The organism is Paenibacillus psychroresistens (assembly GCF_009728935.1).
In the GTDB taxonomy this organism is placed as follows: domain Bacteria; phylum Bacillota; class Bacilli; order Paenibacillales; family NBRC-103111; genus Paenibacillus_AC; species Paenibacillus_AC psychroresistens.
The window spans coordinates 3,719,643-3,743,525 of the sequence record NZ_CP034235.1; the positions used below are offsets into that span (position 1 = coordinate 3,719,643).

At 38.4% G+C, this 23,883-nt stretch carries 31 protein-coding genes; 25 read left to right on the forward strand and 6 right to left on the reverse strand.

Annotation, left to right across the window (positions count from 1 at the left end):
* Window positions 1-97 precede the first annotated feature (97 nt).
* A complete protein-coding gene (locus EHS13_RS16745; RefSeq protein ID WP_155701437.1) occupies window positions 98-1,258 on the forward strand; it encodes a polysaccharide deacetylase family protein in 1,161 nt (386 codons plus the stop codon).
* Between the two features lies 1 nt (window position 1,259).
* Here the strand turns inward: EHS13_RS16745 and EHS13_RS16750 are convergent, their stop codons facing one another.
* A complete protein-coding gene (locus EHS13_RS16750; RefSeq protein WP_155701438.1) occupies window positions 1,260-2,171 on the reverse strand; it encodes a metal ABC transporter solute-binding protein, Zn/Mn family in 912 nt (303 codons plus the stop codon).
* 402 nt (window positions 2,172-2,573) lie between these two features.
* Here EHS13_RS16750 and EHS13_RS16755 point away from each other — a divergent pair, with 402 nt between their 5' ends.
* The 9 genes from EHS13_RS16755 (at window position 2,574) to rpmG (ending at window position 9,648) form a co-directional block, all read left to right on the forward strand.
* Window positions 2,574-3,317 (forward strand): metal ABC transporter ATP-binding protein, encoded by a 744-nt coding sequence (locus EHS13_RS16755; protein WP_155701439.1) that lies wholly within the window; start codon window positions 2,574-2,576, stop codon window positions 3,315-3,317.
* Window positions 3,317-4,171, forward strand: a complete 855-nt coding sequence (locus EHS13_RS16760; protein ID WP_155701440.1) for a metal ABC transporter permease — start codon at window positions 3,317-3,319, stop codon at window positions 4,169-4,171. Before EHS13_RS16755 ends, EHS13_RS16760 begins: the two co-directional genes overlap by 1 nt.
* A gap of 30 nt (window positions 4,172-4,201) precedes the next feature.
* Window positions 4,202-5,143, forward strand: a complete 942-nt coding sequence (locus EHS13_RS16765; protein WP_155705396.1) for a metal ABC transporter solute-binding protein, Zn/Mn family — start codon at window positions 4,202-4,204, stop codon at window positions 5,141-5,143.
* A gap of 171 nt (window positions 5,144-5,314) precedes the next feature.
* Window positions 5,315-6,298 (forward strand): CobW family GTP-binding protein, encoded by a 984-nt coding sequence (locus EHS13_RS16770; protein ID WP_155701441.1) that lies wholly within the window; start codon window positions 5,315-5,317, stop codon window positions 6,296-6,298.
* Window positions 6,299-6,431: 133 nt separating this feature from the next.
* Entirely contained in the window at window positions 6,432-6,857 is a 426-nt protein-coding gene (locus tag EHS13_RS16775) for a Fur family transcriptional regulator (RefSeq protein WP_155705397.1), read from the forward strand.
* Window positions 6,858-7,027: 170 nt separating this feature from the next.
* Window positions 7,028-7,531 (forward strand): nucleoside deaminase, encoded by a 504-nt coding sequence (locus tag EHS13_RS16780; RefSeq protein WP_155701442.1) that lies wholly within the window; start codon window positions 7,028-7,030, stop codon window positions 7,529-7,531.
* A gap of 37 nt (window positions 7,532-7,568) precedes the next feature.
* Window positions 7,569-8,093 carry a hypothetical protein gene (locus tag EHS13_RS16785; RefSeq protein ID WP_155701443.1) on the forward strand — a complete coding sequence of 175 codons (525 nt, stop codon included), beginning with the start codon at window positions 7,569-7,571 and terminating at the stop codon, window positions 8,091-8,093.
* Between the two features lie 159 nt (window positions 8,094-8,252).
* Window positions 8,253-9,473, forward strand: coding sequence for a GTP-binding protein (locus EHS13_RS16790; RefSeq protein ID WP_155701444.1), 1,221 nt, complete (start codon window positions 8,253-8,255; stop codon window positions 9,471-9,473).
* 25 nt (window positions 9,474-9,498) lie between these two features.
* Window positions 9,499-9,648 carry a 50S ribosomal protein L33 gene (gene rpmG, locus EHS13_RS16795; RefSeq protein ID WP_155701445.1) on the forward strand — a complete coding sequence of 50 codons (150 nt, stop codon included), beginning with the start codon at window positions 9,499-9,501 and terminating at the stop codon, window positions 9,646-9,648.
* 87 nt (window positions 9,649-9,735) lie between these two features.
* On the opposite strand, the gene EHS13_RS16800 is transcribed toward rpmG, so the two are convergent.
* Together EHS13_RS16800 and EHS13_RS16805 are read right to left on the reverse strand one after the other, a co-directional pair.
* Window positions 9,736-10,557 carry a metal ABC transporter permease gene (locus EHS13_RS16800; RefSeq protein WP_155701446.1) on the reverse strand — a complete coding sequence of 274 codons (822 nt, stop codon included), beginning with the start codon at window positions 10,555-10,557 and terminating at the stop codon, window positions 9,736-9,738.
* An 11-nt stretch (window positions 10,558-10,568) separates the two neighbouring features.
* Window positions 10,569-11,366, reverse strand: a complete 798-nt coding sequence (locus EHS13_RS16805) for a metal ABC transporter ATP-binding protein (protein WP_155701447.1) — start codon at window positions 11,364-11,366, stop codon at window positions 10,569-10,571.
* Between the two features lie 360 nt (window positions 11,367-11,726).
* Between EHS13_RS16805 and EHS13_RS36410 the strand changes: the two genes are divergently transcribed.
* Together EHS13_RS36410 and EHS13_RS16810 are read left to right on the forward strand one after the other, a co-directional pair.
* Complete coding sequence (locus EHS13_RS36410; RefSeq protein ID WP_193571509.1) at window positions 11,727-11,882, forward strand: hypothetical protein; 156 nt, start codon at window positions 11,727-11,729, stop codon at window positions 11,880-11,882.
* Window positions 11,875-12,159, forward strand: coding sequence for a hypothetical protein (locus EHS13_RS16810; RefSeq protein ID WP_155701448.1), 285 nt, complete (start codon window positions 11,875-11,877; stop codon window positions 12,157-12,159). The genes EHS13_RS36410 and EHS13_RS16810 overlap by 8 nt, the downstream gene beginning before the upstream one ends.
* Window positions 12,160-12,298: 139 nt before the next feature.
* Here EHS13_RS16810 and spoVB read toward each other — a convergent pair whose 3' ends face one another.
* On the reverse strand, window positions 12,299-13,849 hold the full coding sequence (spoVB, locus tag EHS13_RS16815; RefSeq protein ID WP_155701449.1) for a stage V sporulation protein B: 1,551 nt from the start codon (window positions 13,847-13,849) through the stop codon (window positions 12,299-12,301).
* 149 nt (window positions 13,850-13,998) lie between these two features.
* Between spoVB and EHS13_RS16820 the strand changes: the two genes are divergently transcribed.
* From EHS13_RS16820 to EHS13_RS16850, 7 genes are all read left to right on the forward strand, one after another.
* The gene (locus tag EHS13_RS16820) at window positions 13,999-14,265 is read left to right on the forward strand and encodes a hypothetical protein (RefSeq protein WP_155701450.1); all 267 of its coding nucleotides are present in this window, start codon (window positions 13,999-14,001) and stop codon (window positions 14,263-14,265) included.
* 100 nt (window positions 14,266-14,365) lie between these two features.
* Window positions 14,366-14,749, forward strand: coding sequence for a hypothetical protein (locus tag EHS13_RS16825; protein WP_155701451.1), 384 nt, complete (start codon window positions 14,366-14,368; stop codon window positions 14,747-14,749).
* Between the two features lie 168 nt (window positions 14,750-14,917).
* Window positions 14,918-15,427, forward strand: coding sequence for a hypothetical protein (locus EHS13_RS16830; protein WP_155701452.1), 510 nt, complete (start codon window positions 14,918-14,920; stop codon window positions 15,425-15,427).
* Between the two features lie 167 nt (window positions 15,428-15,594).
* A complete protein-coding gene (locus tag EHS13_RS16835) occupies window positions 15,595-15,786 on the forward strand; it encodes a hypothetical protein (RefSeq protein ID WP_155701453.1) in 192 nt (63 codons plus the stop codon).
* 180 nt (window positions 15,787-15,966) lie between these two features.
* The gene (locus tag EHS13_RS16840; RefSeq protein WP_155701454.1) at window positions 15,967-17,247 is read left to right on the forward strand and encodes an ABC transporter substrate-binding protein; all 1,281 of its coding nucleotides are present in this window, start codon (window positions 15,967-15,969) and stop codon (window positions 17,245-17,247) included.
* Between the two features lie 175 nt (window positions 17,248-17,422).
* Window positions 17,423-17,875, forward strand: coding sequence for a VOC family protein (locus EHS13_RS16845; protein ID WP_155701455.1), 453 nt, complete (start codon window positions 17,423-17,425; stop codon window positions 17,873-17,875).
* 456 nt (window positions 17,876-18,331) lie between these two features.
* Window positions 18,332-18,910, forward strand: coding sequence for a chloramphenicol phosphotransferase CPT family protein (locus tag EHS13_RS16850; RefSeq protein ID WP_155701456.1), 579 nt, complete (start codon window positions 18,332-18,334; stop codon window positions 18,908-18,910).
* A 284-nt stretch (window positions 18,911-19,194) separates the two neighbouring features.
* Here EHS13_RS16850 and EHS13_RS16855 read toward each other — a convergent pair whose 3' ends face one another.
* Both EHS13_RS16855 and EHS13_RS16860 read right to left on the reverse strand, forming a co-directional pair.
* On the reverse strand, window positions 19,195-19,506 hold the full coding sequence (locus tag EHS13_RS16855) for an ArsR/SmtB family transcription factor (RefSeq protein WP_155701457.1): 312 nt from the start codon (window positions 19,504-19,506) through the stop codon (window positions 19,195-19,197).
* 36 nt (window positions 19,507-19,542) lie between these two features.
* A complete protein-coding gene (locus EHS13_RS16860; RefSeq protein ID WP_155701458.1) occupies window positions 19,543-20,052 on the reverse strand; it encodes an SRPBCC family protein in 510 nt (169 codons plus the stop codon).
* Between the two features lie 456 nt (window positions 20,053-20,508).
* Here EHS13_RS16860 and EHS13_RS16865 point away from each other — a divergent pair, with 456 nt between their 5' ends.
* The 6 genes from EHS13_RS16865 (at window position 20,509) to EHS13_RS16890 (ending at window position 23,870) form a co-directional block, all read left to right on the forward strand.
* On the forward strand, window positions 20,509-21,060 hold the full coding sequence (locus EHS13_RS16865) for an ATP-binding protein (RefSeq protein WP_155701459.1): 552 nt from the start codon (window positions 20,509-20,511) through the stop codon (window positions 21,058-21,060).
* Window positions 21,061-21,277: 217 nt separating this feature from the next.
* A complete protein-coding gene (locus EHS13_RS16870) occupies window positions 21,278-21,820 on the forward strand; it encodes a histidine phosphatase family protein (RefSeq protein ID WP_155701460.1) in 543 nt (180 codons plus the stop codon).
* Between the two features lie 82 nt (window positions 21,821-21,902).
* Window positions 21,903-22,454 (forward strand): histidine phosphatase family protein, encoded by a 552-nt coding sequence (locus EHS13_RS16875; RefSeq protein ID WP_155701461.1) that lies wholly within the window; start codon window positions 21,903-21,905, stop codon window positions 22,452-22,454.
* Between the two features lie 175 nt (window positions 22,455-22,629).
* Window positions 22,630-22,947: a GNAT family N-acetyltransferase gene (locus EHS13_RS16880; RefSeq protein WP_155701462.1), complete on the forward strand. Its 318-nt coding sequence runs from the start codon at window positions 22,630-22,632 to the stop codon at window positions 22,945-22,947.
* Window positions 22,948-23,266: 319 nt separating this feature from the next.
* Window positions 23,267-23,539 carry a hypothetical protein gene (locus EHS13_RS16885; RefSeq protein ID WP_155701463.1) on the forward strand — a complete coding sequence of 91 codons (273 nt, stop codon included), beginning with the start codon at window positions 23,267-23,269 and terminating at the stop codon, window positions 23,537-23,539.
* A gap of 79 nt (window positions 23,540-23,618) precedes the next feature.
* Window positions 23,619-23,870, forward strand: coding sequence for a hypothetical protein (locus EHS13_RS16890; protein ID WP_155701464.1), 252 nt, complete (start codon window positions 23,619-23,621; stop codon window positions 23,868-23,870).
* Window positions 23,871-23,883 lie beyond the last annotated feature (13 nt).

A 23,883-nucleotide genomic window follows, 5' to 3' on the forward strand; every position in this document is an offset into this window, starting at 1 on the left:
TTTATGAATGAGACTTTCATTCGTGAACTTTTTTTGTGTTGATGTAGTCTAATACAAGAATGTCGAAATATGGGAGTAAAAGGGTAGGGGAGTCTCGATGAAAAAGAAATTAATAACAATAATTACTACCATAACATTGCTTTTTGCAGGGTGCACAACCATTCCTAGTCCCACGGTCTATGAATCTAATTCTCCTGAACCCATTTCAACGCCAACGCCACAACCACACCTGCAAACTGAGGTGCTTCCAGCTAGCGTAACACCTCAAGCAACGGAGTCTCCAACTCCTGAGCCGACGGTGATATATAAGGGAGCTGTTGAACATATTTTTTTTCACCCATTGGTCGCTTATCCTGAGCTTGCTTTTGATGGGGATTCCATGGCCCAAGGCTATAATGATTGGTTCATAACGGTGCCGGAGTTTAAAGAAATTATTAGCCAACTGTACAAAAATAATTATATCCTGATTGATATACATTCGTTGTATGAAGAGAATTCAAGTCTTGGCGGGAATGAGATCAAGTCCAAAGATTTGATGCTGCCTGAGGGCAAAAAGCCGCTAATCTTATCGATTGACGATTTAAACTATTATGATTATATGATTGATAATGGGAACGTTAGCAAGCTGGTAACGAATCCTGCTGGGGATGTTATAACAGAATCAATTGATCCACAAGGGAATAAAGCAGCATTTAATGATAACGAAATAGTGCCAATTCTCGACAGCTTTGTTCATGAGCATCCGGATTTCTCTGATCACGGCGCCAAAGGAGTTATTGCTCTGACTGGTTATCAAGGTATCCTTGGGTATCGAACGAACGATGAGCATGTGGAAATTGCAAAAGCGGAGCAGGTAGAAGCAAGTGCGGTGATTCAAAGATTGAAGGAAACAGGCTGGTCGTTTGCCAGCCATGGCTGGGGTCATTTGGATGCAGTTAAAGTCAGCTTTGAGCGGTTTGTTAAAGATACGGAGCGTTGGAAACGTGAAGTTGAACCGCTGATCGGTCCAACTTCGATCTATATTTATCCGTATGGCAGCCGCGTGGAAACCGATAGCGCCAAGTTCAATGCATTGAAAAAGCTTGGTTTTACTGTGTTATGTTCGGTTGGGCCTAAGCCGTATTTGACCTTGCAATCTGGAGTGTTGATGATGGACCGACGACACATCGATGGTGTAGCTTTAATGACTCAACGCACGAAGCTGCTAGAATTATTTGATGCCCATGATGTCATGGATCCAATTCGAGCTAGCAAATAGCTTATTTTAAAGCTGCTTTGATTTGGTTTAGGATATCCGTCATCCATTGGATATAATTTTTATCTTTTGGCAGCGTTTCTGTAACCTCAATAATTGGAATGCCATTTTCCTTCGATAAGGCAACCATATTTTGAATTGTCGTACTAGAGGATTGAGTGTTGTACACAAACATTTTGATTTTTTTAGCTTTGATATCATCCTGAAGCTTTGCTACGTCTGCTGGTGCGGGATCTGCGCCTTCCTCGGCAGCTAATTCAAACTTTTTATCTGTGACTGTAAGGTTAAGTGCTTCAGCCATATAATCAAATACAGGTTCGGATACAGCAATCGGAATGGCTGTTGCTTGTTTAAGCTCTTTAGCTAATTCAGTGGCTGGAGCGAGGGTTGCAATGTAGGCATCCGCTTGTTTAGCATATGTATCGGCATTAAGCGGGTCGAGCTTACTTAGATTCTCAGCAAGAACCTTAGCGTATTTAGGGAAAGTTTCTGGGTTATACCAGAGATGCTCATTATCGCCTTCTTTTTTGCCCATAATATCACTGCCAATAGCAATAACTGTTTTAGAATCTGTTCCTCCGGATGCTTTAATAATTTTGGCCATCCACTCATCGTAGCCAATTCCGTTATAGATCACGATTTGTGCTGCATCAACATCTTTGGAAGCCTGGGGAGTTGGCTCAAAATCATGAGGATCCATATCAGGGCTAGTAAGTAAAGAGACCACATGAACTAAATCGCCTCCAACTGCTTGAGCTACTTCTCCATAAAAGTTCTCAGCAGCGACAATTTTAATTTTACCTGGGAATTCGTCTTTATCCTTACCGCAGCCACTGAGTAAACTTATTAGGGCAATAGAAGTTAATAATAGAGTAGCCTTGCTTAGTAATGGATGGAATAGAGTCGGTGTTTTCATAAAATGGTGTATCTCCTTTTTTAAATGTAATTATTACACATAGTAGCAACGTGCCTAATTATAATCCTTCCGAATAGAGGATGTCAATAATTTTATCTGTAACAATTACTAATAAGTAGATTTAGGTTTAAAGGGAAGCGCAATCGGCTGAATACGCGAATAAGAAAGCTCGTTTGAGACATGATACTGTACAAATAGTGAAAATTATTTTAATATCCATGAATTTTTTGGGAAATATGTTGCCCTAGTGAAAATAAGATGGCGCAGGGAAAAAATATCTTTACATAATCGAATAAGTGTATTATCTTTAAACCAATAACTTTCCCATGGGAAACATTTTGTCGAATAGGAAACTTAATAAGTTTAACATCCAATACTAATAATAAAGGAGTTGCATATAGAATGACAACAGCCGTTTCAGTGCGTAACTTATCCGTCTCCTATCATGGTAACCAAGCTTTGCGCGATATAAGCTTCACAATCCAGCAAGGGAAGATGGTCGGAATTATTGGACCCAATGGAGCAGGGAAATCAACCCTTTTGAAATCGATGCTTGAGTTAATTACAAGAGATAAGGGACATGTCCATATATTAGGCAAGCCCATTAAAGAAGTTCGCAAGGAAATTGCCTATGTCCCGCAAAGAAATGAAACGGATTGGACCTTTCCCATTACGGTTATCGATACAGTATTGCTAGGAACTTATCCGAGACTAGGCCTGTTTCACCGCCCCAAAAAGCAACACAAGGATTGGGCATACGCCTGTTTGGAAAAAGTAGGAATGGAAGCATACAGCAATCGTCAGATAGGTGAGCTTTCCGGTGGGCAACAGCAGCGTGTTTTTATAGCACGGGCACTTGCACAGGATGCAACACTTTTCTGCTTGGATGAACCGTTTGTCGCTATTGATGTGACTAGTGAGGAAATAATTGTTTCGATCCTGCAAGAGCTTAGAGATCAGGGTAAGACAGTGCTTGTCGTACATCATGATTTAAGCAAAGCTGAAACGTATTTTGAAGAACTAGTGTTATTGAATAAGGATTTGATTGACATCGGACCTGTGAAAAAAATACTTCAGCCCGATATTATGATGAAAGCATATGCTTCACAATTATCTTTCTTAAAATTGAACGAGGTGAGAGTCTGATGCATTTTATAAACGCTTTGATTGAATATAATTTTCTGCAAAAGGCTTTATTGACCTCCGTTATGGTGGGAATTATTTGTGGTGTGATTGGTTGCTTTATTGTGCTTAGAGGGATGGCGTTGATGGGGGATGCCATTTCACATGCTGTACTGCCAGGGGTTGCTGTTTCGTATATGCTGGGTATTAATTTCTTCTTTGGAGCTGTGATAACAGGTGTGCTTACTGCGATTGGTATTGGCTATGTGAGTCAGAATAGTCGGATTAAGAATGATTCTGCTATAGGAATTATTTTCACAGCTTTTTTCGCATTAGGGATTATTCTAATTACCTTTGCCAAAAGCTCAAGCGATCTGTATCACATCCTATTCGGAAATGTTCTCGCTGTTCGTTCATCGGACATGTGGATTACATTGGTTATTGGCCTTGTAATTCTGACCGCAGTTTATGTTTTCTATAAAGAACTGCTTGTTAGCTCATTCGATCCAGTTATGTCTGCTGCTTATGGATTACCGAATCAACTCATTCATTATTTTTTGATGACCTTATTGACGATGGTTACCGTGGCTTCGTTGCAAACAGTGGGGATTATCTTGGTTGTTGCCATGCTCATTACACCGGCATCAACCGCCTATCTACTAACGGATAGGTTATGGGTTATGATTTATTTATCTGCCTCCTTTGGGGCGGCTTCGGCAATCGTCGGTCTATTCTTCAGCTTTACGTATAATCTGGCTTCAGGTGCTTCGATAGTACTCGCATCTGCCTTTTTCTTCGCAGTCGCTTTTGCATTTTCACCGAAGCAAGGTGTCGTATGGAGATCTCTACGAGCTAGAAAACAGCGATCTGCACAATAATTAAATGAAGTCTTAAGGAGGAAAGAAATGATGAAACACACATTTAAAATTGGATTTATTTTCTTATTAACTATTGCGGTGATAACGGGATGTGGGAGTAAAAATAACAATTCAGGAGAGAGCGAAGATGGAGATAAGCTTGTTGTATTGGCTACCTATTCCATTCTCTATGATATAGTAAGCAACATTGCCTCTGATCGAGTAGACCTTTACAGCATAGTTCCAGTTGGCACAGATCCTCATGAATATGATCCTTTACCATTGGACGTCCAGCACGCAAGTGACGCTGACATCATTCTATATAATGGACTTAACCTTGAAACAGGGAATGGATGGTTCGATAGACTCCTAGAAACGACCCATAAAAAAGGCAAAGCGGATGTAGTATATCCTTTAAGTAAAGGGGTGGAGCCTAAGTATCTGACTACGGCTGGCAAGGAATCTGAACAGGACCCGCATGCTTGGTTAAGCATTAAGAATGGTATTATCTATGCTCAGAATACACTCGAAATTTTGGTTGCCAAAGATCCTAATAATAAGGAGTTCTATGAGCAGAATGCCAAAACTTATATTGGAGAATTAACCAAGCTGGATGAGCATGCCATAGCACTTTTTGCAGATATTCCAAAAGCACGTCGCATATTGGTAACAAGCGAAGGAGCGTTTAAGTATTTCTCAGCGGCTTACGATTTAGATGCGCAATATATATGGGAGATCAATACCGAAAATCAAGGGACTCCCGATCAAATGATGCGAATAGTGGATATCGTCAAGGAGAAAAAAGTGTCGGCTTTGTTTGTGGAAACCAGCGTTGATTCTCGTAGTATGGACAGTCTTTCTAAAGAAACAGGCGTTGCCATTAAAGGTAAAATTTTTACTGACTCGACAGGGAAACCAGGTCAAAATGGAGATAGTTATTTAAAAATGATGAAGTGGAATTTAGATATCATTCATGCAGGATTAACGAAGTAAAGGGATTAGTTTTATTAAATGAAGCGTTTTTCAACATCTTATTTTCTGCTCCATGCAGAATATGAGGTGTTGTTTTTTTATTGACATGGTTATTCAGTAAAGCTATATTAATATCAAAATAGTAAGTTTTACTATTATACATGGAAGTTGAATCACAGGAGGCAATGTTAAATGGAGTTGATCATACCGATTCATATTATATCTGGATTTTTAGGAAGCGGCAAAACGACCTTGTTAAAAAAAGCACTGGATTATTATAAAGAGTCTGGCAAAAAGCCGGCAGTTATTATGAATGAGATTGGTGATGTGAATTTAGATGGACTAATCCTTGGAGAAACCGTACCAATGGAGGAAATGCTCAGCGGTTGCATTTGCTGCACGATTCGTGGAGATTTGGGTATGACGATTCAAGGGCTTTATCAAGATCATCAGCCAGATGTAATTTTTATTGAATCAACAGGGGTTGCTAATCCCATGGAAATCATGGACGGCGTGACAGAAGCTTCGCTTTTAATGAAAATTGCTTTGAAATCGATCATTACCCTAGTTGATGCACGACATTTATTAGAGCTATCACAAAAAAAATCCGGCAAAACCTTTCGTTTAATGCGTGATCAAATTCGCTGTGCCAACGCAATTATTCTAAATAAAATGGATCAGGTTTCTTCAGGGGAGCTTCAAGGCTTAGAAAGCATCATTCGCGAATGGAATGTCTTTGCTGCAATCTATCCGACTGTCTATAGCGAGATCGACATTCAGTTGTTTGATGAATTGGATGATATCACTTGGGATAGAAAGCAGGATCAGCTGCATGAGACGGAACATGAGCCGCACAATCATGAACACATGCACGATCATAATGACAAAAAACATCATCACTCGCATGATCATGTTATGGTCTATACTCATTATTTTGAGCGAGCTATCCAGAGTGAGGCTTTTGATCAATTAATCAAGGAGCTACCAAAAGAAGTCTACCGGGCTAAAGGGATTATGGAGTTTAAGGACAAAGAAAGTCGATTTTTGTTTCAATATGCTTATCGTCAGACTGAGCTTATTAAGATCACTCCACAAGGTAAGGTGCCTAATGTCGCTGTTTTTATTGGCGAGAATTTCTCGAAAGAAGCTATAAAGCTTGCATTAGACAAGCTTTAAGTCGATTATTGCTTGACACCCCTAGCTAAATGCTTCACTATAATTAAATAGCGAATACTTTTATAAAGGAGCTACTAACGTGGTTGAACATAATGTTGAACATAATGCGACAATTCAGCAAATTATACAGGCAATGACATCCAAAGGCTGGCGGATTACAGAGCAGCGTAAAAGCATGGCTACGTTGTTTGCAGGAGCCGAAGGCTATTTATCACCCAAGGATGTTTATGATTATATGAAAATTCCTTATCCAGGAGTCAGCTTCGATACGGTATATCGCAATCTCCGTTTGCTTAGCGAAATGGGGGTATTGGAGCAATTTTATTTCAACGAAGGCTTGAAGTTTAGGGCTAGCTGTCTGAAGCATCATCACCATCACCTTATTTGCACCAACTGTGAGAAGACGATGACGTTCGATTTCTGTCCAATGAATTTCATGTCGACACTTCCTGGCAACTACGAAATTCTCCAGCATCGCTTTGAGGTTTTTGGGATCTGTCCAGATTGTGCTGCAGCACCGAAAAAAGTTGAACAAGAAGAGCCTGTTACAGCGGAGTAAGCAAGTTAAGCTTTATAATTAAATTAAGCTAATTACAACTGTAGATATCGAGGGGGAATAACCTTTGATGTCTTTTTTAGTTTGGATGGATGCAATTAATCCAGTTTATGGTAATATAGTGCAAGTAAGATATTTAAAGTGTAATAGACTTTACTCGCGGAGGTGTATTTATGGAACTGGATCGTTATTTTCTTGAGATGGCTCTTGAAGAAGCAAAGATCGTATTCGAAGAAGGTACTATTCCTATTGGTGCCGTACTTGTCTCACCTGATGGGAAGCTTTTAAGTAGAGGAAGAAACAGAGTTTTCACGGCTCATGATCCTTCCTGGCATGCAGAGATTGATGTAATTAGACAATCAGGGTTTGAATTAATGAAACCAGAATACAAGAATCAATGCACGTTATATTCAACGGTTGAACCTTGTCCGATGTGCTCAGGCGCCATTATTCTAGCAGATATTAAACGTGTAGTTTGGGCATTAAGTGATGACTATCTAGGAGCACTTAGAATAATGAAACAAGGAAAGCATTTTAGACATAAGTATGACAAGGTCCAAACTACGGCCATGCCATATAAAGATTTGGCAATAATGGCACAGGAATTACATAAAGCATGGGATGAAAATCGCGGTGTATCATATGCAGTAAGTAATGTTCCATTAGATACAAATTGATAGCAGTACAGAAAAGGAAGATACAGGAGGACTTATTATGGATTTCATTCTTTATATTATAGGATATTTTATCATTGCAGTAGCTGTGTTGTATGGTTTTGGTGTTAACAAAAATTTAACTTCTAGTGATCTCTCCATTATAGTAAATATGATCATTGGCGGAGTGTTTTTTCTTGCTATGGGTAAAATAGTTGAAGTGCTTGTGAAAATAGAGAAGAAGCTGCCAGAAAGATTGATCACAAATGAATTTTCTAACATTGAGTTTTTTGTGAAATCTAATGATTTTGAAGTCTATGATTCAAGCAATGAAACCTATCAATATTTTATTCTAGATGGAAACGAGTTTATCCAAGCTAGAGTATTTAAAAATTATCTTGAAGCAAACGAGTCTTCTTTCATATATAGATTGCCCAATCGTGGTGAAATTAAATTAACGGTATACAAAGAATATAGTCAGCTGGCTGATATGTTCTCGAAAAATAATATTATATTCGTCAAATTGTCTTCATTAAACATCAGCTTAATCAGACAAGGCAATGATATTAGACTTAGATATCTTTGAGTTTATTAAAATGTTAATGTGGTTATTGACACTCATCCTTTGTAACGATATTATAATACTCGTAATAGTAATAATTACATTTAATGAATCGGCCGGACGCGAAGTTCGGTTTTATTATTTTCATTAATCGTAATAATTACTAAATTAGGAGGGTGAAGTATGGAAAAATTAGCGAATTTGAAAAAACTGCCGGTTACTGTTTTAAATGGATATTTAGGTGCTGGCAAAACAACCTTGCTCAATCATGTACTGAATAATCGGGAAGGTTTGAAGGTAGCTGTCATCGTTAATGATTTAAGCGAAGTTAATATTGATGCAGATTTGATTAGGGAGGGCAGCGGTCTATCTAAAACGGATGAAAAGCTGGTCGAGATGTCGAATGGATGTATTTGCTGTACTTTAAGAGAGGATTTATTGCAGGAGGTTGAAAAGCTGGCGAAAGAGAATCGTTTTGATTACATTCTTATTGAATCTACGGGCATTGGTGAGCCTATTCCTGTAGCACAAACTTTTACTTATGTCGATGAAGAGCTGGGTATTGATCTATCTAAGCTCTGTCAGCTTGATACCATGGTGACGGTAGTAGATGCTTTTCGTTTCTGGCATGATTTCTCCTCAGGGGAAAGTCTTTTGGATCGTCAGCAAGCTGTAGGTGAAGATGATACTCGAGAGGTTGTAGACTTATTGATCAGTCAAATTGAATTCTGTGATGTGTTGATTCTCAACAAATGTGATATGATCGCTGCGGATGAACTTGCTGAAATGGAGCTGATAATGCGCAAGCTGCAGCCACGTGCTAAGATCATTCAGAGTACTTACGGTAAAGTTGATCTAAAAGAAATCTTAAATACAGGATTATTTGACTTCGATGAAGCAAGCCAGTCTGCAGGCTGGATGCAGGAGATGAATAAAACGGTTCATACGCCGGAAACCGAAGAGTACGGAATATCTTCTTTTGTCTTTGAGCGAAAAATTCCCTTTCATCCTGAACGCTTAACCTTGTGGATGGAGGAGTGGCCAGAGGAGATCGTCCGTGCCAAAGGCATAGTCTGGCTCGCTTCTCGTAATGAGATGGGGCAGAACCTAAGCCAGGCTGGCCCATCAATTCAATTTGGTCCTGCCGGCCATTGGATTGCAACACTTCCTGAAGCAGAAAGACAGCAAATGTTTAATGAGGAGCCTGAGCTGCTAGAAAATTGGGATGATGATTATGGAGATCGGATCAATAAGCTTGTTTTCATTGGTATAAATTTAGATAAATCTCATTTAATCACTACTCTAGACGCTTGCTTGCTTAATGAAGCTGAGCTCAAGATGAATTGGCATTCGTTTATAGACGAATTGCCTAATCATAAGGACGAAGAATTGGTGCGTGCTTAATCTAATTATTGGGGAGAGGTAACAAATGAGAATAACCATAACATTAGCTTGTTCGGAAACCGGGGATCGTAATTACACAACAACAAAGAATAAACGTAATAATCCAGAGCGGATCGAGAAGAAAAAATACTCATCTCGTTTAAAAAAATACACGATTCACAGGGAAGCCAGGTAATTAAGGTCGTTAACAAACAATATAAAAGGCGAAGCGGAATACCTGCAGATGAATGCAGGTAACCGTTTCGCCTTTAGTTTACATGATTTAGGCTTGCATGGCTTTTTTAGCGATTGATTTCTCACGCAGGGTGTACCAGCTTAAAGCTGCGAAATAGAAGAACCCTTCACTGATCGTAATGAAGAAGCTTACGGGTGCATTCGTATAATAGCTTAAGATAAGTCCCAACCAGACCCCTAGAACAGCAATGCCTGCGGAATAGAGAATCATTTTAAAAATGGAAGGTGATAAATAGCGTGCAGTAGCTGCCGGAATGGTCATTAAAGTGAAGACTAACAGGGCACCAACAATTTGAATTGCTTCGGCAACCGCGATGGACATCAAGAGCAAAAAGCCAATCGAAATTAAACGAATGGGTAAGCCTGCTGCTTGCGCACCTAGGGGATCGAAGGAATCAAACTTTAACATGCGATAACCAAAAATCAGTACTATCAGTACGAGTGTGGATAATCCGGCAAGCTCCCAAACATCATTTTTACTAATACCAACGATACTTCCGAATAAAAGGGCGAACATCGAGGTGGTTTGTTTGGTATTAAGCGATAAAAAAAGGATGCCTAATCCGAGAAAGATACTCAAAACCACACTAATAGAAACATCACGGCGGAATACTTTTACACCCATCTGACCAACGGCCAAAGCACTTGTACTTGTAAATAAAAGCAGCCCATAAAGTGGATTCCAGCCCATGAAAACGGCAAATGCCGCTCCAGAGAATCCGATATGTGAAAAAGTATGGGCAATAAAAGAAAGATTTCGCGCAATTACAAACACACCAATAGCTCCACACATAATGGCAACTAGTGTCCCTGCAATAAATGCATGCTGCATAAAAGCATAATGAAACAAAATAATACCTCCTAAGAGTTATGGTGACAAATTGAGGAAACAGCATCATCAGCATCGGAAACCAGCATCAGCTTAGTGCCTTTTTTCATGACTTCAACTGTATTGCCGTAAAGATTGCTAAGTACATCCGACTGCATAACCTCTTCAACCGTTCCAACTGCATAATGACCTTTAGTTAAATACAAAATACGGTGAGCGTATCTAGCAATTAAATTCACATCGTGACTAATGAATAATACGCTTGTGCCTGTTTCATTACAGATTCTAGCAACAACAGCTGCCATCTTCTCTTGAGCACCGGGATCAAGATTGGAGGTAGGCTCATCTAATAATAGGATCTGCGGATTACGGACCAAGGCTTGTGCAAGATAGACTCGCTGTCTTTCACCACCAGATAATTTGCCGATCATTTTGTCCGATAAGCTTTCAGCATCCGTTAGTCGTAATGCTTCTTTAATAGCAGTGCGATCTTTGGAGGTGAACCAAGGCCTAATCTTATGTGGTAAGCCCAAGCTGACAAAATCCCATGAGGTCATTGGAACTTCAGGATCCATTTGACGAGCTTGCGGCACATAACCGATAACGGAAGAGCCTGCTAATTGTTTATGTAAATCATCCTCAAAAAGAATGCGTCCATGCTGAGGCTCGAGAATACCCAATAGAACTTGGAATAAAGTCGTTTTGCCAGCACCATTAGGACCAATAATTCCAAGAAATTCGCCTGGTTTTACTGTAAAGGTAACACGATCTAATATGCATTTATTGCCAAGGTGGACAGTGACGTCCTGAACTAATATTTCACAGCCCATTAAATCAATCACTCCTTATTTCCTGTTTGCTTTGTTGCTAATTGTAATCTCTATCATTAAGCCTGTCAAGATAGTAATTATTATTGTTAAGGATGGTTTAGGAGGGGAACTAAACTTGTGGATTTTATTTGCTAATATAACGTCTAAAAGGTCATCGAGCAAACATATGGGGGTGAATTTATAAATAATAGGAGTGGAATAGATGGAAATCCAAGGTTATTCAAGTAAAGTAATTTTATTGCTTATTACTTTTTGTAACATTGTTGAATTTTACAGTCTTTAAAAATCCATATTGTGGTAAAATGACAGGATAACAATTGTGAAAAAATTGGGTATCTATTAGAGAGGAATGAAAATAAGATGGGCGTAATAATCATGTTTATCGTTTATTTGGTAGTAGGAGCATTAATTATTAAAGTAGGCATAGATAATTCTAAAAGCACTCAATATTCAAAAGAAATATTACAAGAATTGCGTGATATAAAAGAACTTATGATAAGAAATAAGCATGAATAATCGCAATTCAATTACTTTAACGGAAATGAATAAAATTTCAATAATCCTTCTTTTTATTTGTTTGATATTAGCGGGTTGTAACTCTGATACAATCGAAACGCCTCGGTACGAAGGCAAAAGCTTAGTTATAGGCGTTATTGGAGATGCTCCGAATATAAGAGAAAAAAATGTGGACTTCAAAAAAATAACTTTTAATCAATTAGAGGATCAAAATCTTTCACCAGCCTTTGATGCCATTATCATTATGAAGCAACATCAAACTGAGGCTGCAAATTAAAAATATGCAAAGGTATATAAAAATGCAGGCATTCCATTTTTCTTTATGGAGTCTAAGAAGTCATATCTCCCTTTTATTAACGAAGAAATGTCTTACAATTTGTTGGGTTTTCATTTTACACATGTCATCCGCGAACAGCTTACCATGGTATCGAAAAAATGTGGCGTTTACGTTTACGTTTCACCATATCCATTAAAATGAACACAACGAAGTAGAAGAGCAAGGATAAGATGATCGAATCGAGTACGCTCCATAGCAGGGACAGTCCTAGGTTGTTAAGGTAGCCAAAGGCCCATTTCCCGCATAGCGCCATAATCACCATGCAGATGCTGCTTTTGACATATGGACGAATATCCCAGTAAAACCCGATCAAGCTTGAGATTGATAAGAAGTTCAGCAGCGTCAATATGACGATACCAAAACCGATGCCATACGCTACGCCGATTATGCCGAATTGGCTGCCGAACGCGAAGATAGCGAGTATTTTGAATGCTGTGGCAACCACATAGTTCCATAGTGAAACATTCGCTCGTCCGATCCCAAGCAATATCGCGTGCAGCGGCGCATCGAAATAATACAAAAAAAACATAGGCGCCAATATTTTCAGCAGTAATCCTGCATCCGGTGCATCGTAAATGAGCGTCGTGAGCGGGGTCGCCCACACGAACAGGATGACGGTTGCCGGAGCACCGATCAGGAGTCCCAAGCGCAGCGCTTGATCCATCCGTTCATGTATGAGCAGACCGTTCTTGTTTGTTGCAGCCTCGCTAATCGCCGGGATGAGTGCCGTGGACAGTGATGACGTAATAAAGCCTGGCATGAAGAGCAGCGGAAATACATAGCCGGCGAGCTGGCCAAACTGCTTCGTGGCGAGTGCTGTGCCAATACCGGCTAATGCTAAGCTGGTTGTAATGAGCAGCGGCTGAAATGCGCCGAATAACGAATGAATCACGCCATGCCCGGTCGTCGGCAGGCCGATTTGCAGCAGCTCGGAGAGTGTGCGTTTCCCCTGCTTCAGGTGGCTCACCCATGTTTCACCAGACACCTTGGATTCACCGTATACCTTATAACTTGCCATTAGGAATAAGAGACTGATCGCCTCGCTAACGACGGAAGCGACCATTGCGCCCGCAGCTGCATACGCGATTCCATAAGGCATCAACAGATGCACCATCGCCAATACGCATGCGATTTGCACTGTATGCTCGAGCACGTCGGAAGCAGCGATCGTCATCATTCGCTGTTTGCCACGGAAGTAGCCCTTCAGCACCGCGGAGACGGCGACGATCGGTGCGATCGGTGTAATCGCGAGCATCGCGTAATACGCACGTTGGTCACTTAGCAGGATGGAAGCGATCCACTCTGAGCAGAGCAGTGAGACTGTCGTCAACGCCACGCTCAAGACAGTGGTGACAGCGAGCGATACGTGCAGGATACGTCTCACTTTAGCACGCTCGTCTCGAGCGTAGGCCTCCGCGACCAGTTTCGAGATCGCGACCGGTAAGCCGAGCTCCGTAATCGTAATGACGAGTGGCACGAGTGGATGCGCCATCATCAAGAGACCAATTCCCTCTGCGCCCAACACGCGGGCGACAAATATGCCGCTGATAAAGCCGAGAATGCGGTTGATGAAAGCGGCGACGGACAAAACTAATGTACCTCTCATGAACGAGTGTGTCGGTTGTACCATAGACTTCGTTTCCTCCTGATGAACAATATTTAATTATATTCACCATTTGGAAAAGTATGTGAACGAGCTATAATCGGGGCAGGATAGTTCGTAACTAAATAATATCCAATCACACCATGAACTAAAACATTACAAGGAGTGTAGACTAAATGACATTAATCCAATTATCTAATTACTTGTTTCTAGGATCAGTAGCACTTCTGATACTCACATTAATAATTAAAGGTATAGGGAGACGTGGAATGACTGGATATAATGCTGATCCGTATTCAGGATCGACGACTGATTTACAATTAGAGCACAATCATAGAGAAGTAATTCAAGGACAGGACACTTTGATGAAGAATATTTTCAAATCGTATTTTATTTGGATCTCTTTAATTGGAATTGTAACATCAATTGTAATAACACTATAAACAATTAATGAGATATAATGGAAATTATGGATAATATGCGAAGTTAGTAAGCAAGACGATATGCGAAATGCTCGAAATAAAATAAAAATAGGAGCTAAAAATGAAAAGATTAGTTACTCTTCTAATTGTAGTTGTTGTTTTACCTTTCATTTTATCAAGTTGTTCGAAAGATAATGAATCTCAAATTCTAGGTATATGGGTATCAGATCAAGCTTCTCAAAAAGTAGGTAGTGACGAAGTATTAAGTCAATTTAATTACTTGGAAATTAAAGAAGGAAATATAACTTTAGGGAATTATGTAAATGAAATAAAGGATGATATAACGGTTAAAAACATAACAAAATCAGATGAAAAAATGAAATATGAATGGAGATCAAAAAAAAAAATTTCAATAAACAGTTCACTTTATGAAATTGAATTGAAAAATGATGAAATGATAATAAAAAATGAGAATATTGAAATCCACTATAACAAAGAAAAATAATAACTATATGAACTGAGTACTATAGTGGAGCCTTTTTGCTATGCGGCAAACACCTCTTTCCTATTGAAGCAACGATAATATTAATATTGGATGGAATACCATTAAATGAAACCTTTATAAATATCAATTGTCTGCTAATGAGTGTCTAAATAAAAGAGGGGAGTTCTTATGATATCATCTAATATAAAATTAATTGTAATTCTGAATGTTATGCTATTACTGATTGTTGGCTGTAATGATAAGGTTAGGTCTGTTAATGAATTCTCAATCTATTTGGTTAAAGACTTATCAACAACTGAAGCCATGAGTAAAAAGCTTGATGATCTTCCGTTAGAAACTATAGCTCTGCTTACTGACAAGGAAATTAGTACATACAATTGGACTGAACATGAATTCACAATGAAGGAAGGTATTAGTTTAGAGGAAAAGTTAGAAGGGAAAGTACCAGCAAGTGGTAAACCTTTTGTTGTAGTTGTGGGTAATGAAAGAATATATCTAGGGAGCTTTTGGTCCTCCTTTTCTTCTCAATTTAAACCTGATATTGATATTCCGAGGATCTCTTCTGTGTGGCTTAAAAGAAGTGATAATAATATGTACAAAATACAATATGGAAAAAATCAGGATCCTAGAGACGATACTAAAATATTTGAGGCATTAAAAGGATTAGGGAAAGTTTGAGTTCCAATATATATAGGTGAGGGAAATATAGGGAAATGTATCGAAACATTTCATTAACAAATGGGGTATTGTATTATCATTTGTCTTAGTGATTCAATGGGGTGTAGGGTTTCTATTTGAATACCTTATCCATTTATTAACGGTAGAAAGATATCAGAGGTGAGCTAATGACAAAATTCCAGGCCAAATTTATAAAGTTATCCATAAGTACAGTGGTAATCATCATCATCCTATGCATCATTTCATTACTAATCAATAAGAAAATCGATTGGCAAAGTATTGTGTTCTTCGCTATTTTGGCAGTCCTTGTTGATATATTCGCAATAATCAGAACTGAGTGGAAGAAGAAATATGATTAAGCACCAGATTTCAGCAGTCTCCTTTGAACTAACTGGGTTATCTAACAAATCGACACCATTCTCTAACAAAATATACCTATATTCCACTTATCCTTTGCTATATAATTTTCCTAAACATGTATAGAAGGGATTTGATATTTTGAATATAAAAAAGTGATTCTTAAAATTCCTATAATTACCATGATACTTCTGATTACTTTTACTTCTTCCGCATGCAGCGAAAACAAGAAAGACATAGAACCCGTCGAGATCGATTTTCTACTTCCAGCTTTTGCGATTAGTGACGATGCCTATTCTACTAGTTATCGCCAAGTATATCAGGATGCTGCTGAAAATTTTCACAAATTAAACCCGCAAATCACGATCAAGGTTGTTCAAGCAACCGGGAATTATTCTTCATTTCAAGAATACATAGAGAGTAACGAAGCGGCAGACATTGTTCCACTCCCTTTATCCAGCCTTCCTGCTCTTGAGAAAAAAGAGGTATTAGTCGATTTATTATCGTTGCAGCGATCATCAGGATCAAAGCAAATAGATATTTATAAAGGAATTCTCGACACGGGGATGGTTAATGACAAACTACTTGCCTTGCCATACACTACCGATTCGTATGTAGTAATCTATAATAATGATTTTTTTAATGAAGCCAGCATTCCCTATCCTCAAGGTGATTGGACATGGGAACAATTTAGAGACATTTCCAAAAAATTAAAAGGTGGATCCATGCTTCCTTATATGACAGATTATTTTGATCTTCTGTTGGCAAGTTACGGAAAAAGCATTCTGTCTCCCGACGGAAAAACTTCTATTGGTTATTTAGACAGTCCTGAGGCGATTCGTACGATTCAATGGCTAAATGCATATTTTCATGATGATAAAGAAAAAAAGGATACTGGTGTTTTAGGTACCGATTATGGATTTGAAACCTTAAAAACTGGGATGGTTTTCGGTAGTTTTTACGCATATTCATACTATAGAAATAAATTTGGGGATTTAAAAGATAAAATAGGCGTCGCCTCATTACCCCACTTCGAAAGTGGCGAGCGCGCCAATCATTTATCGGATATTTATGGATTCGGAATTACTCAAAAAAGCAAGCACCCTGATGAGGCTTGGAGATTTACTCAATATCTCGCTTTATCTACAAATGAAGATTCAATAAAATTTTCAGAGTATTATTTGACGCCCAGTAAATCCATGTCGGAAGCGTTTCATCAAAAATCAGATCCGATCAAGAGTATATTTGAAGATGAGATGAATTATGTGGTCAAACCGTCCCGTAATAATAACGTGTTCAATTACAATTGGAACGAAGATCTGAGAGCCCAATTTATTAACCTTCTTACAACGGATGACAATGACATTCAAGACAAACTTCACGAACTTGCACTAAAGCTAGATCAAGAGATGAACCGCTTGAAGATTGAGGATGACCAGCAGAAGGAAAGCGTCACACCGTAAACTATATATAAACGGGGACTTTGCTTCAGCTATGCGTAAAGATAAGTGGTATGTGCATTACAATAATATACACATTAATTCCCTAATTATGTTAAAATTAGAAGGGTTTTCGTAATTAAGCTTAGGTACAAGACATAACAAAAACCAATAAAACAATCTAAGGGAGTGTTTGTAAGTGAGTAATGGATTTGTATTTACGCGTATAGGTTATGTCTATATACCAACTTCAAATTTAGATGATTCAATAGAGTGGTATACTCATAACTTGGATTTTAGATTGATGAATAAATTCCAGGATCGTGGTTCGTTTTTGGCTGTTTTACAACAACCCCACAAGAATTCAATCGCATTATTGCTTATAGAGACAGAAGACAGCAATAGGTTAGAAATATCAAGGAATGGGAAGCCTTTTCCAATCATGGCTATAAACTGTATAGATATAGAATTTACTCATAGTTACTTGAAGGGCAACGGAATTGAAGTTGAAGACTTGAAGACACTGGGAGCTGGTGAGGCAAAATATTTTTATTTCAGAGATAACCAGGGAAATCTCTTAGAAGTAGCGTGGTCTATATGGGATCCAAAGGATGAAATAAAAGAAGAATTTATTAAAACTATAAACGAATAAGGTTTTTGAAGTTAGCTTTGGAGAGTAGTTATGCGAACTCACGGATACTCTAGGTCAGAATAGTAATAGAATAGATTAAAACCTCCCAATCCACGTAGAGATAGGATTATTAAATGAATTGGCACTAACGGGTAGTAATGCAGCAGACAGAAAAACAAACGGGCTAACTTGCAAGATAATTATACTTAATTGGTAAATTACGGTTATTAAGTCCCAAATGATGTCTACCGTTGTTACAGGGAGTGTGAAATGCGAGTGTAGTAGAGGTGAAACGTAATGAAATGCTGATGGAATGGAGCAGGAACGTTTGGGATACTTGGGAGAACTACCATGATTGGACGAGAAACGTATGTAAGAGTTATTTAAAAAATTTCTAATTGCGACTGGATGTTAATATTTAATGAGTGATAAATAAAGTAGCATCAAAAAAAGCAACAGAATTCTAGGGGGATTAAGATGATCCACGGACATATTATTTTTCTAAACGGAACATCAAGTTCTGGGAAAACAAGTCTGGCAAAGGCATTAGAAACGATTTTGGAAGAACCCTATGTATATGTTTCTTTCGATAGTATAGTCGAACCGATCATCAACATGTATTTTACAAATATACAAGCGCACGAGGAATTGGGTAAAGCTGCTAGCTTGATGATTCCAAAAGTAGCTTCACTCTTGCATCATATAGTCGCAGCATTGGCATTACTCGGAAAAAATGTAATAGTAGATCATATTATCACCGATAAGAATTGGTTGATAGAATGTGTAGATATTCTATCCGATTATCCTGTAACCTTTGTTGGAGTTCATTGTCCTCTTGAAGAACTTGAGCGTCGGGAGCTTGCTCGTGGTGATCGCGCTGTTGGGTTAGCCAAATCTCAAATTCATACTGCACATGAGAACATGGATTACGATTTGACTGTGGACACACAGAAGCATGATCCAATGGAGTGTGCTATAAAAATTAAATGTGCACGAAATATCTCTTCTAGTAGTGCTATTATTCGCATGAAGAATAGTTTGGTAACTAAACATTAAATTCAAACTAATGTTCCTCCAAATTTAAATAAGTTAGGACTCCATATCTTCTCAGCTAATGGATTATGAGAGCGTAGGAGGGTATCTATTTAACTGCTTGGATGAAAATTTAGTTGAATAAGATAATTTTATGACTTTATTCAAGAATGGTAGCCTAAGAGGCGAACAAATTAAGCTCACGAGCGGCTGTTAGGGTTCAAATTTCTTACTTTACCACAATTATAAAGGCCAATATATCAATTGATATAATTGCCTTTATAATTGTATCCACCTTCTGGAGAACTTCATCTAAGAAGCCCCTGCAAGTAGTCGTCCAATAGATCCAGCCGCTCGTCCGAGATGAGGTGGAAGGAATTAAGCCAAGCGTACAGCGCAATTAAGGGCTTGGGGCAGAGCTTGTAAATCCGCCGGTTGGCGTCAGCTTTCATTTCGACTAAACCGGCATCACTAAGCACACGTAATTGTTTGGAGGCTTGGGGCTGGTTCAGGCCCAGACTGTGGGCAATCTCTCCCACAGATAGTGGACCCGTGCGTAACAGCTCGACGATATGCAGCCTATTCGGTTCGGCAAGAGCGCTAAAGATCGTCTCATTCATAATTTTAACCTACTCAAAAGATAGGATGTACATAGGTCAGCTCTGCATTTCAGCCAATAGATCAGGCAGATTGTTGTCCAATGTCATTGACAGCCCTTCAATCATCCCCATTTGAATTGTTGCCTGAAGCGCCTCTGCAGATTCAAACCGGTAGGAAATACTAAGCTTGGTGCTGCCATCAACTTCTCTGAATACCACAGTAGCATGCTGCTCAGGAACAAAATTAGTCGGGTTTCCTAGTTCATCTGAGAATGTGCTTGTATAAGCCAAGCTGTCCGGACTGTTAATTTCTTCATAAATGGCTAAAGCCCAATGTCGCTCACCTTCAGGTGATTGCATGCAATAATGCCATTTGCCACCTACACGAAGATTAATGTTACAGATCGGAATGGTATAAGGCCTAGGTGCCCACCATTTGGCTAAATGCTCGGGTTCGGTGAAAGCCGTAAAAACAAGCGCTTTCGGTGCTTTAAATACTCTTTCCAGTAAAAACTCACGTTCATTGATAACCGGTGCCTTACTGTTGGATGATTGTTGAGTTGTCATTTTAACTCCTCCTGAAACGATATTTTATTTGTTGATCTGAATATACATCAAATAGAATATTCCTGTCAAGGAATGTTGTTTATTTGCTCTATCCTAATGTTCTATTCAGATTTGTGCCTTTTTCGATGAGGACTCTGTGCGTCTTTGGACGTTGGAATGATATGGATAAACTAAGAAACTTAGTGCAAAACGTTACTGTTGAGAAAAAGACCCTTCGGAGTCTTTTTTTCTATTGTTTTATAATAAAGTTGTTTAATTCATAATAAAGTTTTTTCATTTTTCCATTATGACGCTGAACTAACAGGCAGATTTGTTCAATATACTTGTTAAAATATAGTATAATTTGGAATATAAGTACTCACGTAATTACAATCAACTGAAGTTCGTTAACTTCACCTTTGAATTTGTGAAGCCAATAAGATTTAACGCACAGCTCTTGGGAATGGTGAAGCATTCATGAAAAGGTTTTTGATAATTACAGTTGGTAAAACACATAGTGGTAAAACTAAAGAATTAGAACAGCAATTACACAACTCACTTGTGATTGACCAGGATAATCATGCGGAATTTATCAACACCTATTACAAAACCTTAATGCCAGAACAAGGTCCTTATACTTTCAAGTATGCCGTCACTCAAACAATTGTAAATTATGCGGTAAATCAGACTGATTTTCATCTTATTCTTTGCAACTCAAATCGCCATCGCAAAAATCGTTTGGATCTTCTCGAAAAATTTCATAATCAAGGTTTTATCAGTATTCTTGTAAATTTTGATATTCCAGATTGTGTTCTTATGGAGCGCATCGCTAAAAGTCAGCGCAGCACGACAGTTATTAGGGGTGCTTCAAATTTTGAAGAAGTACTAATTCTACAACAGGCTGAGTCTCAAGATGACAATGTGATAGCACCAGCAGAAGGCGAAGCTGACTATTCATTTGTAATCAAGGACAGTAATGAGGTTCAGTCTATCAATCAAGAAATTACGAATATCGCTCAAAGCTTATGAGTGGTCTTTTTCAACTATCGGTAACGAGAGCTGAATATACAGCCATAACAGGGTACTGCCGATTTAATGTTGTAGCATGTTCCGCTAACAGAGCAGGATAGTTCAGGAGTATGCTCTGAAGCAGCTCCTTTTTCATTGATTTAAGTAAGAGGAAAACCATGCAATACAAGCGAATAACTAGGGACAGATCAACACAAAGTCCTGTTGGGAGACTTATATGACGAAATTCTATTTAATTAGGCATGGAGAACCGAATTGGGGACTCAAAGATACAAAGAAACTAATGGCAGCACTTAGGGATTTTGTTCCTTTAACTGAAATCGGAATAAAACAAGTTGAACAAGTATCCCAGTTAAATGATTTCTCAACTTGCGATATCATCATTTCCTCACCCTATACAAGATCCCTTCAAACTGCTGCCATTATCAATCGTTCGTACAGCCTTCCACTACAAGTTGAGTTTGACTTACATGAATGGACTCCTGATAATTGGACAGCAGAATCAGTGGAAGAAATAACCCTTTTATGGCAGGATTATATGGACAACAATGGGGTACACCCAGAAAATGAGACGAGAATATGGGAAAGCAAGGAAAGTGTCCGTAATAGAGTAGTAAATGTATTGGAGAAATATCAAGCTTATAACAAAGTAATAGTAGTTTGCCATGGAATGGTTATTGCCACCTTACTTGATCTCACATCTGAGGAAATTCCATATTGCGGAGTATATGATTTTTCTTTAGCAGGGGGTGTGAGATGACAAATTTGGATGATGGAATGCATAAAAAAGCTGAGAATGAACTCAAAGAAATTAACAAATATAATCAAAACGGAGGTTAAGCTTGAACATCTATATAGTAAGACACTGTAAAGCAGAAGGACAGTCATTAGATGCAAATCTTACCGATGAAGGATACCTACAAGCTGATAGACTTGCCACATTTCTATTTGACAAAAAAATTGAGATGATTATTTGTAGTCCTTTTGCTAGGGCAAATCAATCTATTCTCCCTCTGGCAGAGAAATTGATGATTGAAGTGGATACAGAAGAACGCTTATCTGAAAGAATATTATGTACTGTAGATCATCCTAACTGGCGAGAAATGCTTCATAATACCTTTATTGATTTTGAACTGTGCTATGAAGGCGGGGAATCAAGTAGATCCGCAATGAATCGTGTAGTATCAGTTATCAACGATCTAAAATATAGTCAATTTAACAATGTAGTTATAACTACTCATGGAAATTTAATGTCTTTATTACTTAAGTATTACGATAATAAACGGTTCGGATTTAAAGAATGGGAAGCATTATCTAATCCTGATGTGTACCATCTATCTATTGATGGCATATCATCGAATATAAGAAGGATTTGGACTGACAATCCACTATAGTTTATTGAACGGATACTTTAGCTCAGGATCTACTTTGTTGCGGCTCCTTTTTGCTTACTGAAGTAACGGACAGCATAGTTTAACTATAATCGTACTCCACCATAGGGGTTATGATACAATTATGTAAAAAAATACTTGGGAGCTGCTTGATGAACTCGATTATACAATCCAACAAATGAAATACGCAGACGTTGAAATGGTATTCCAGTCTCTTGATGATGCCCAAATTGGAAAACCCCGAGAATACATAAAGAGGTGCTGGGAAGAAAACAAAACCGGAGAGCGGATTACGCTAATAGCTTTATATGGCGACAGGTTTGCTGGGTGGTTACATCTTTTATCGAAATCAAACTATTCATTTTTTGTTGAACAGGGGATCCCAGAAATAAATAATTTTGATGTAGTTCCCACATTACGTCGACATGGTATCGGTAATGCATTAATGGATGCTATTGAACAAATAGCATTTGAAAAATACGGAATCGTTGGCTAGGTGTAGGACTATATTACGATTATGGGAACGCACAACGACTTTATGCTAAGCGTGGTTATGTCCCCGACGGAAGAGGAATGATGTATCTAGATCAGCTGGCGGAACCCGGCAGTAATGTATTAGTTGGTCACGATTTGGCGTTGTATTTAATAAAAGAGCCACCATCAAATTCGTGAAGATAGGTTGCTACTCTAACGGAGTACGATAATGGAGGAACTTCATATACAGGTTCCTCTTTTCTATTGAAGTAACGGGCAGTTTAATGCAATTTTAAGTGTTATAATATGGGAAAAAAGACAATCAAGAACGGAGTGAACACTTGGACCATGAAGGAGAAGTTATCTGGGGAATATTTGTTTCAGAAGATACTAGATGCCTTCCAAACTTTTTTCCCATTGCATTCTATGAGACTCGTGAAAAGGCAATAGAAGTAATTCAAACGTTACCAAAAGATATGAATTACGATTTGCTTAAACTGCCATTGAACTGTAATTTTGCTTATTTTCATAAAAAAAGCGGTAGGTTAGTAGGTATGGATGGTATACACCATGAGCACTTTCATTTTAAGGGTGAACATGAACGTGATAATTAAACTCTGAACTAGTGGTGAACGATTACTTACGGGTAGATTTGTTTAATAGCATTGTCATGATTATAAGGTGGTGGTTAGGTTGGTATCGTATACTAGGAAGCATCAGGACATTGTTATTAGAGGTGTAGATGCAATCGGTGAAATCTTAAAAAGTGCTAATGCTGTTGAAAAAAGAAGTATATTATTTTGCTTAGATAAATACCTAGACCCTTATTTTTGGTACAACTTGCCATATTTCGATGAGATAATAGTTCTTTTAGAAAAACACTTGTTTGAAAAACATGACAAGGAAGTTAAAGAAGATATTTTGCAATTACTTACCGATTATTAAAAGGATTCGTTAG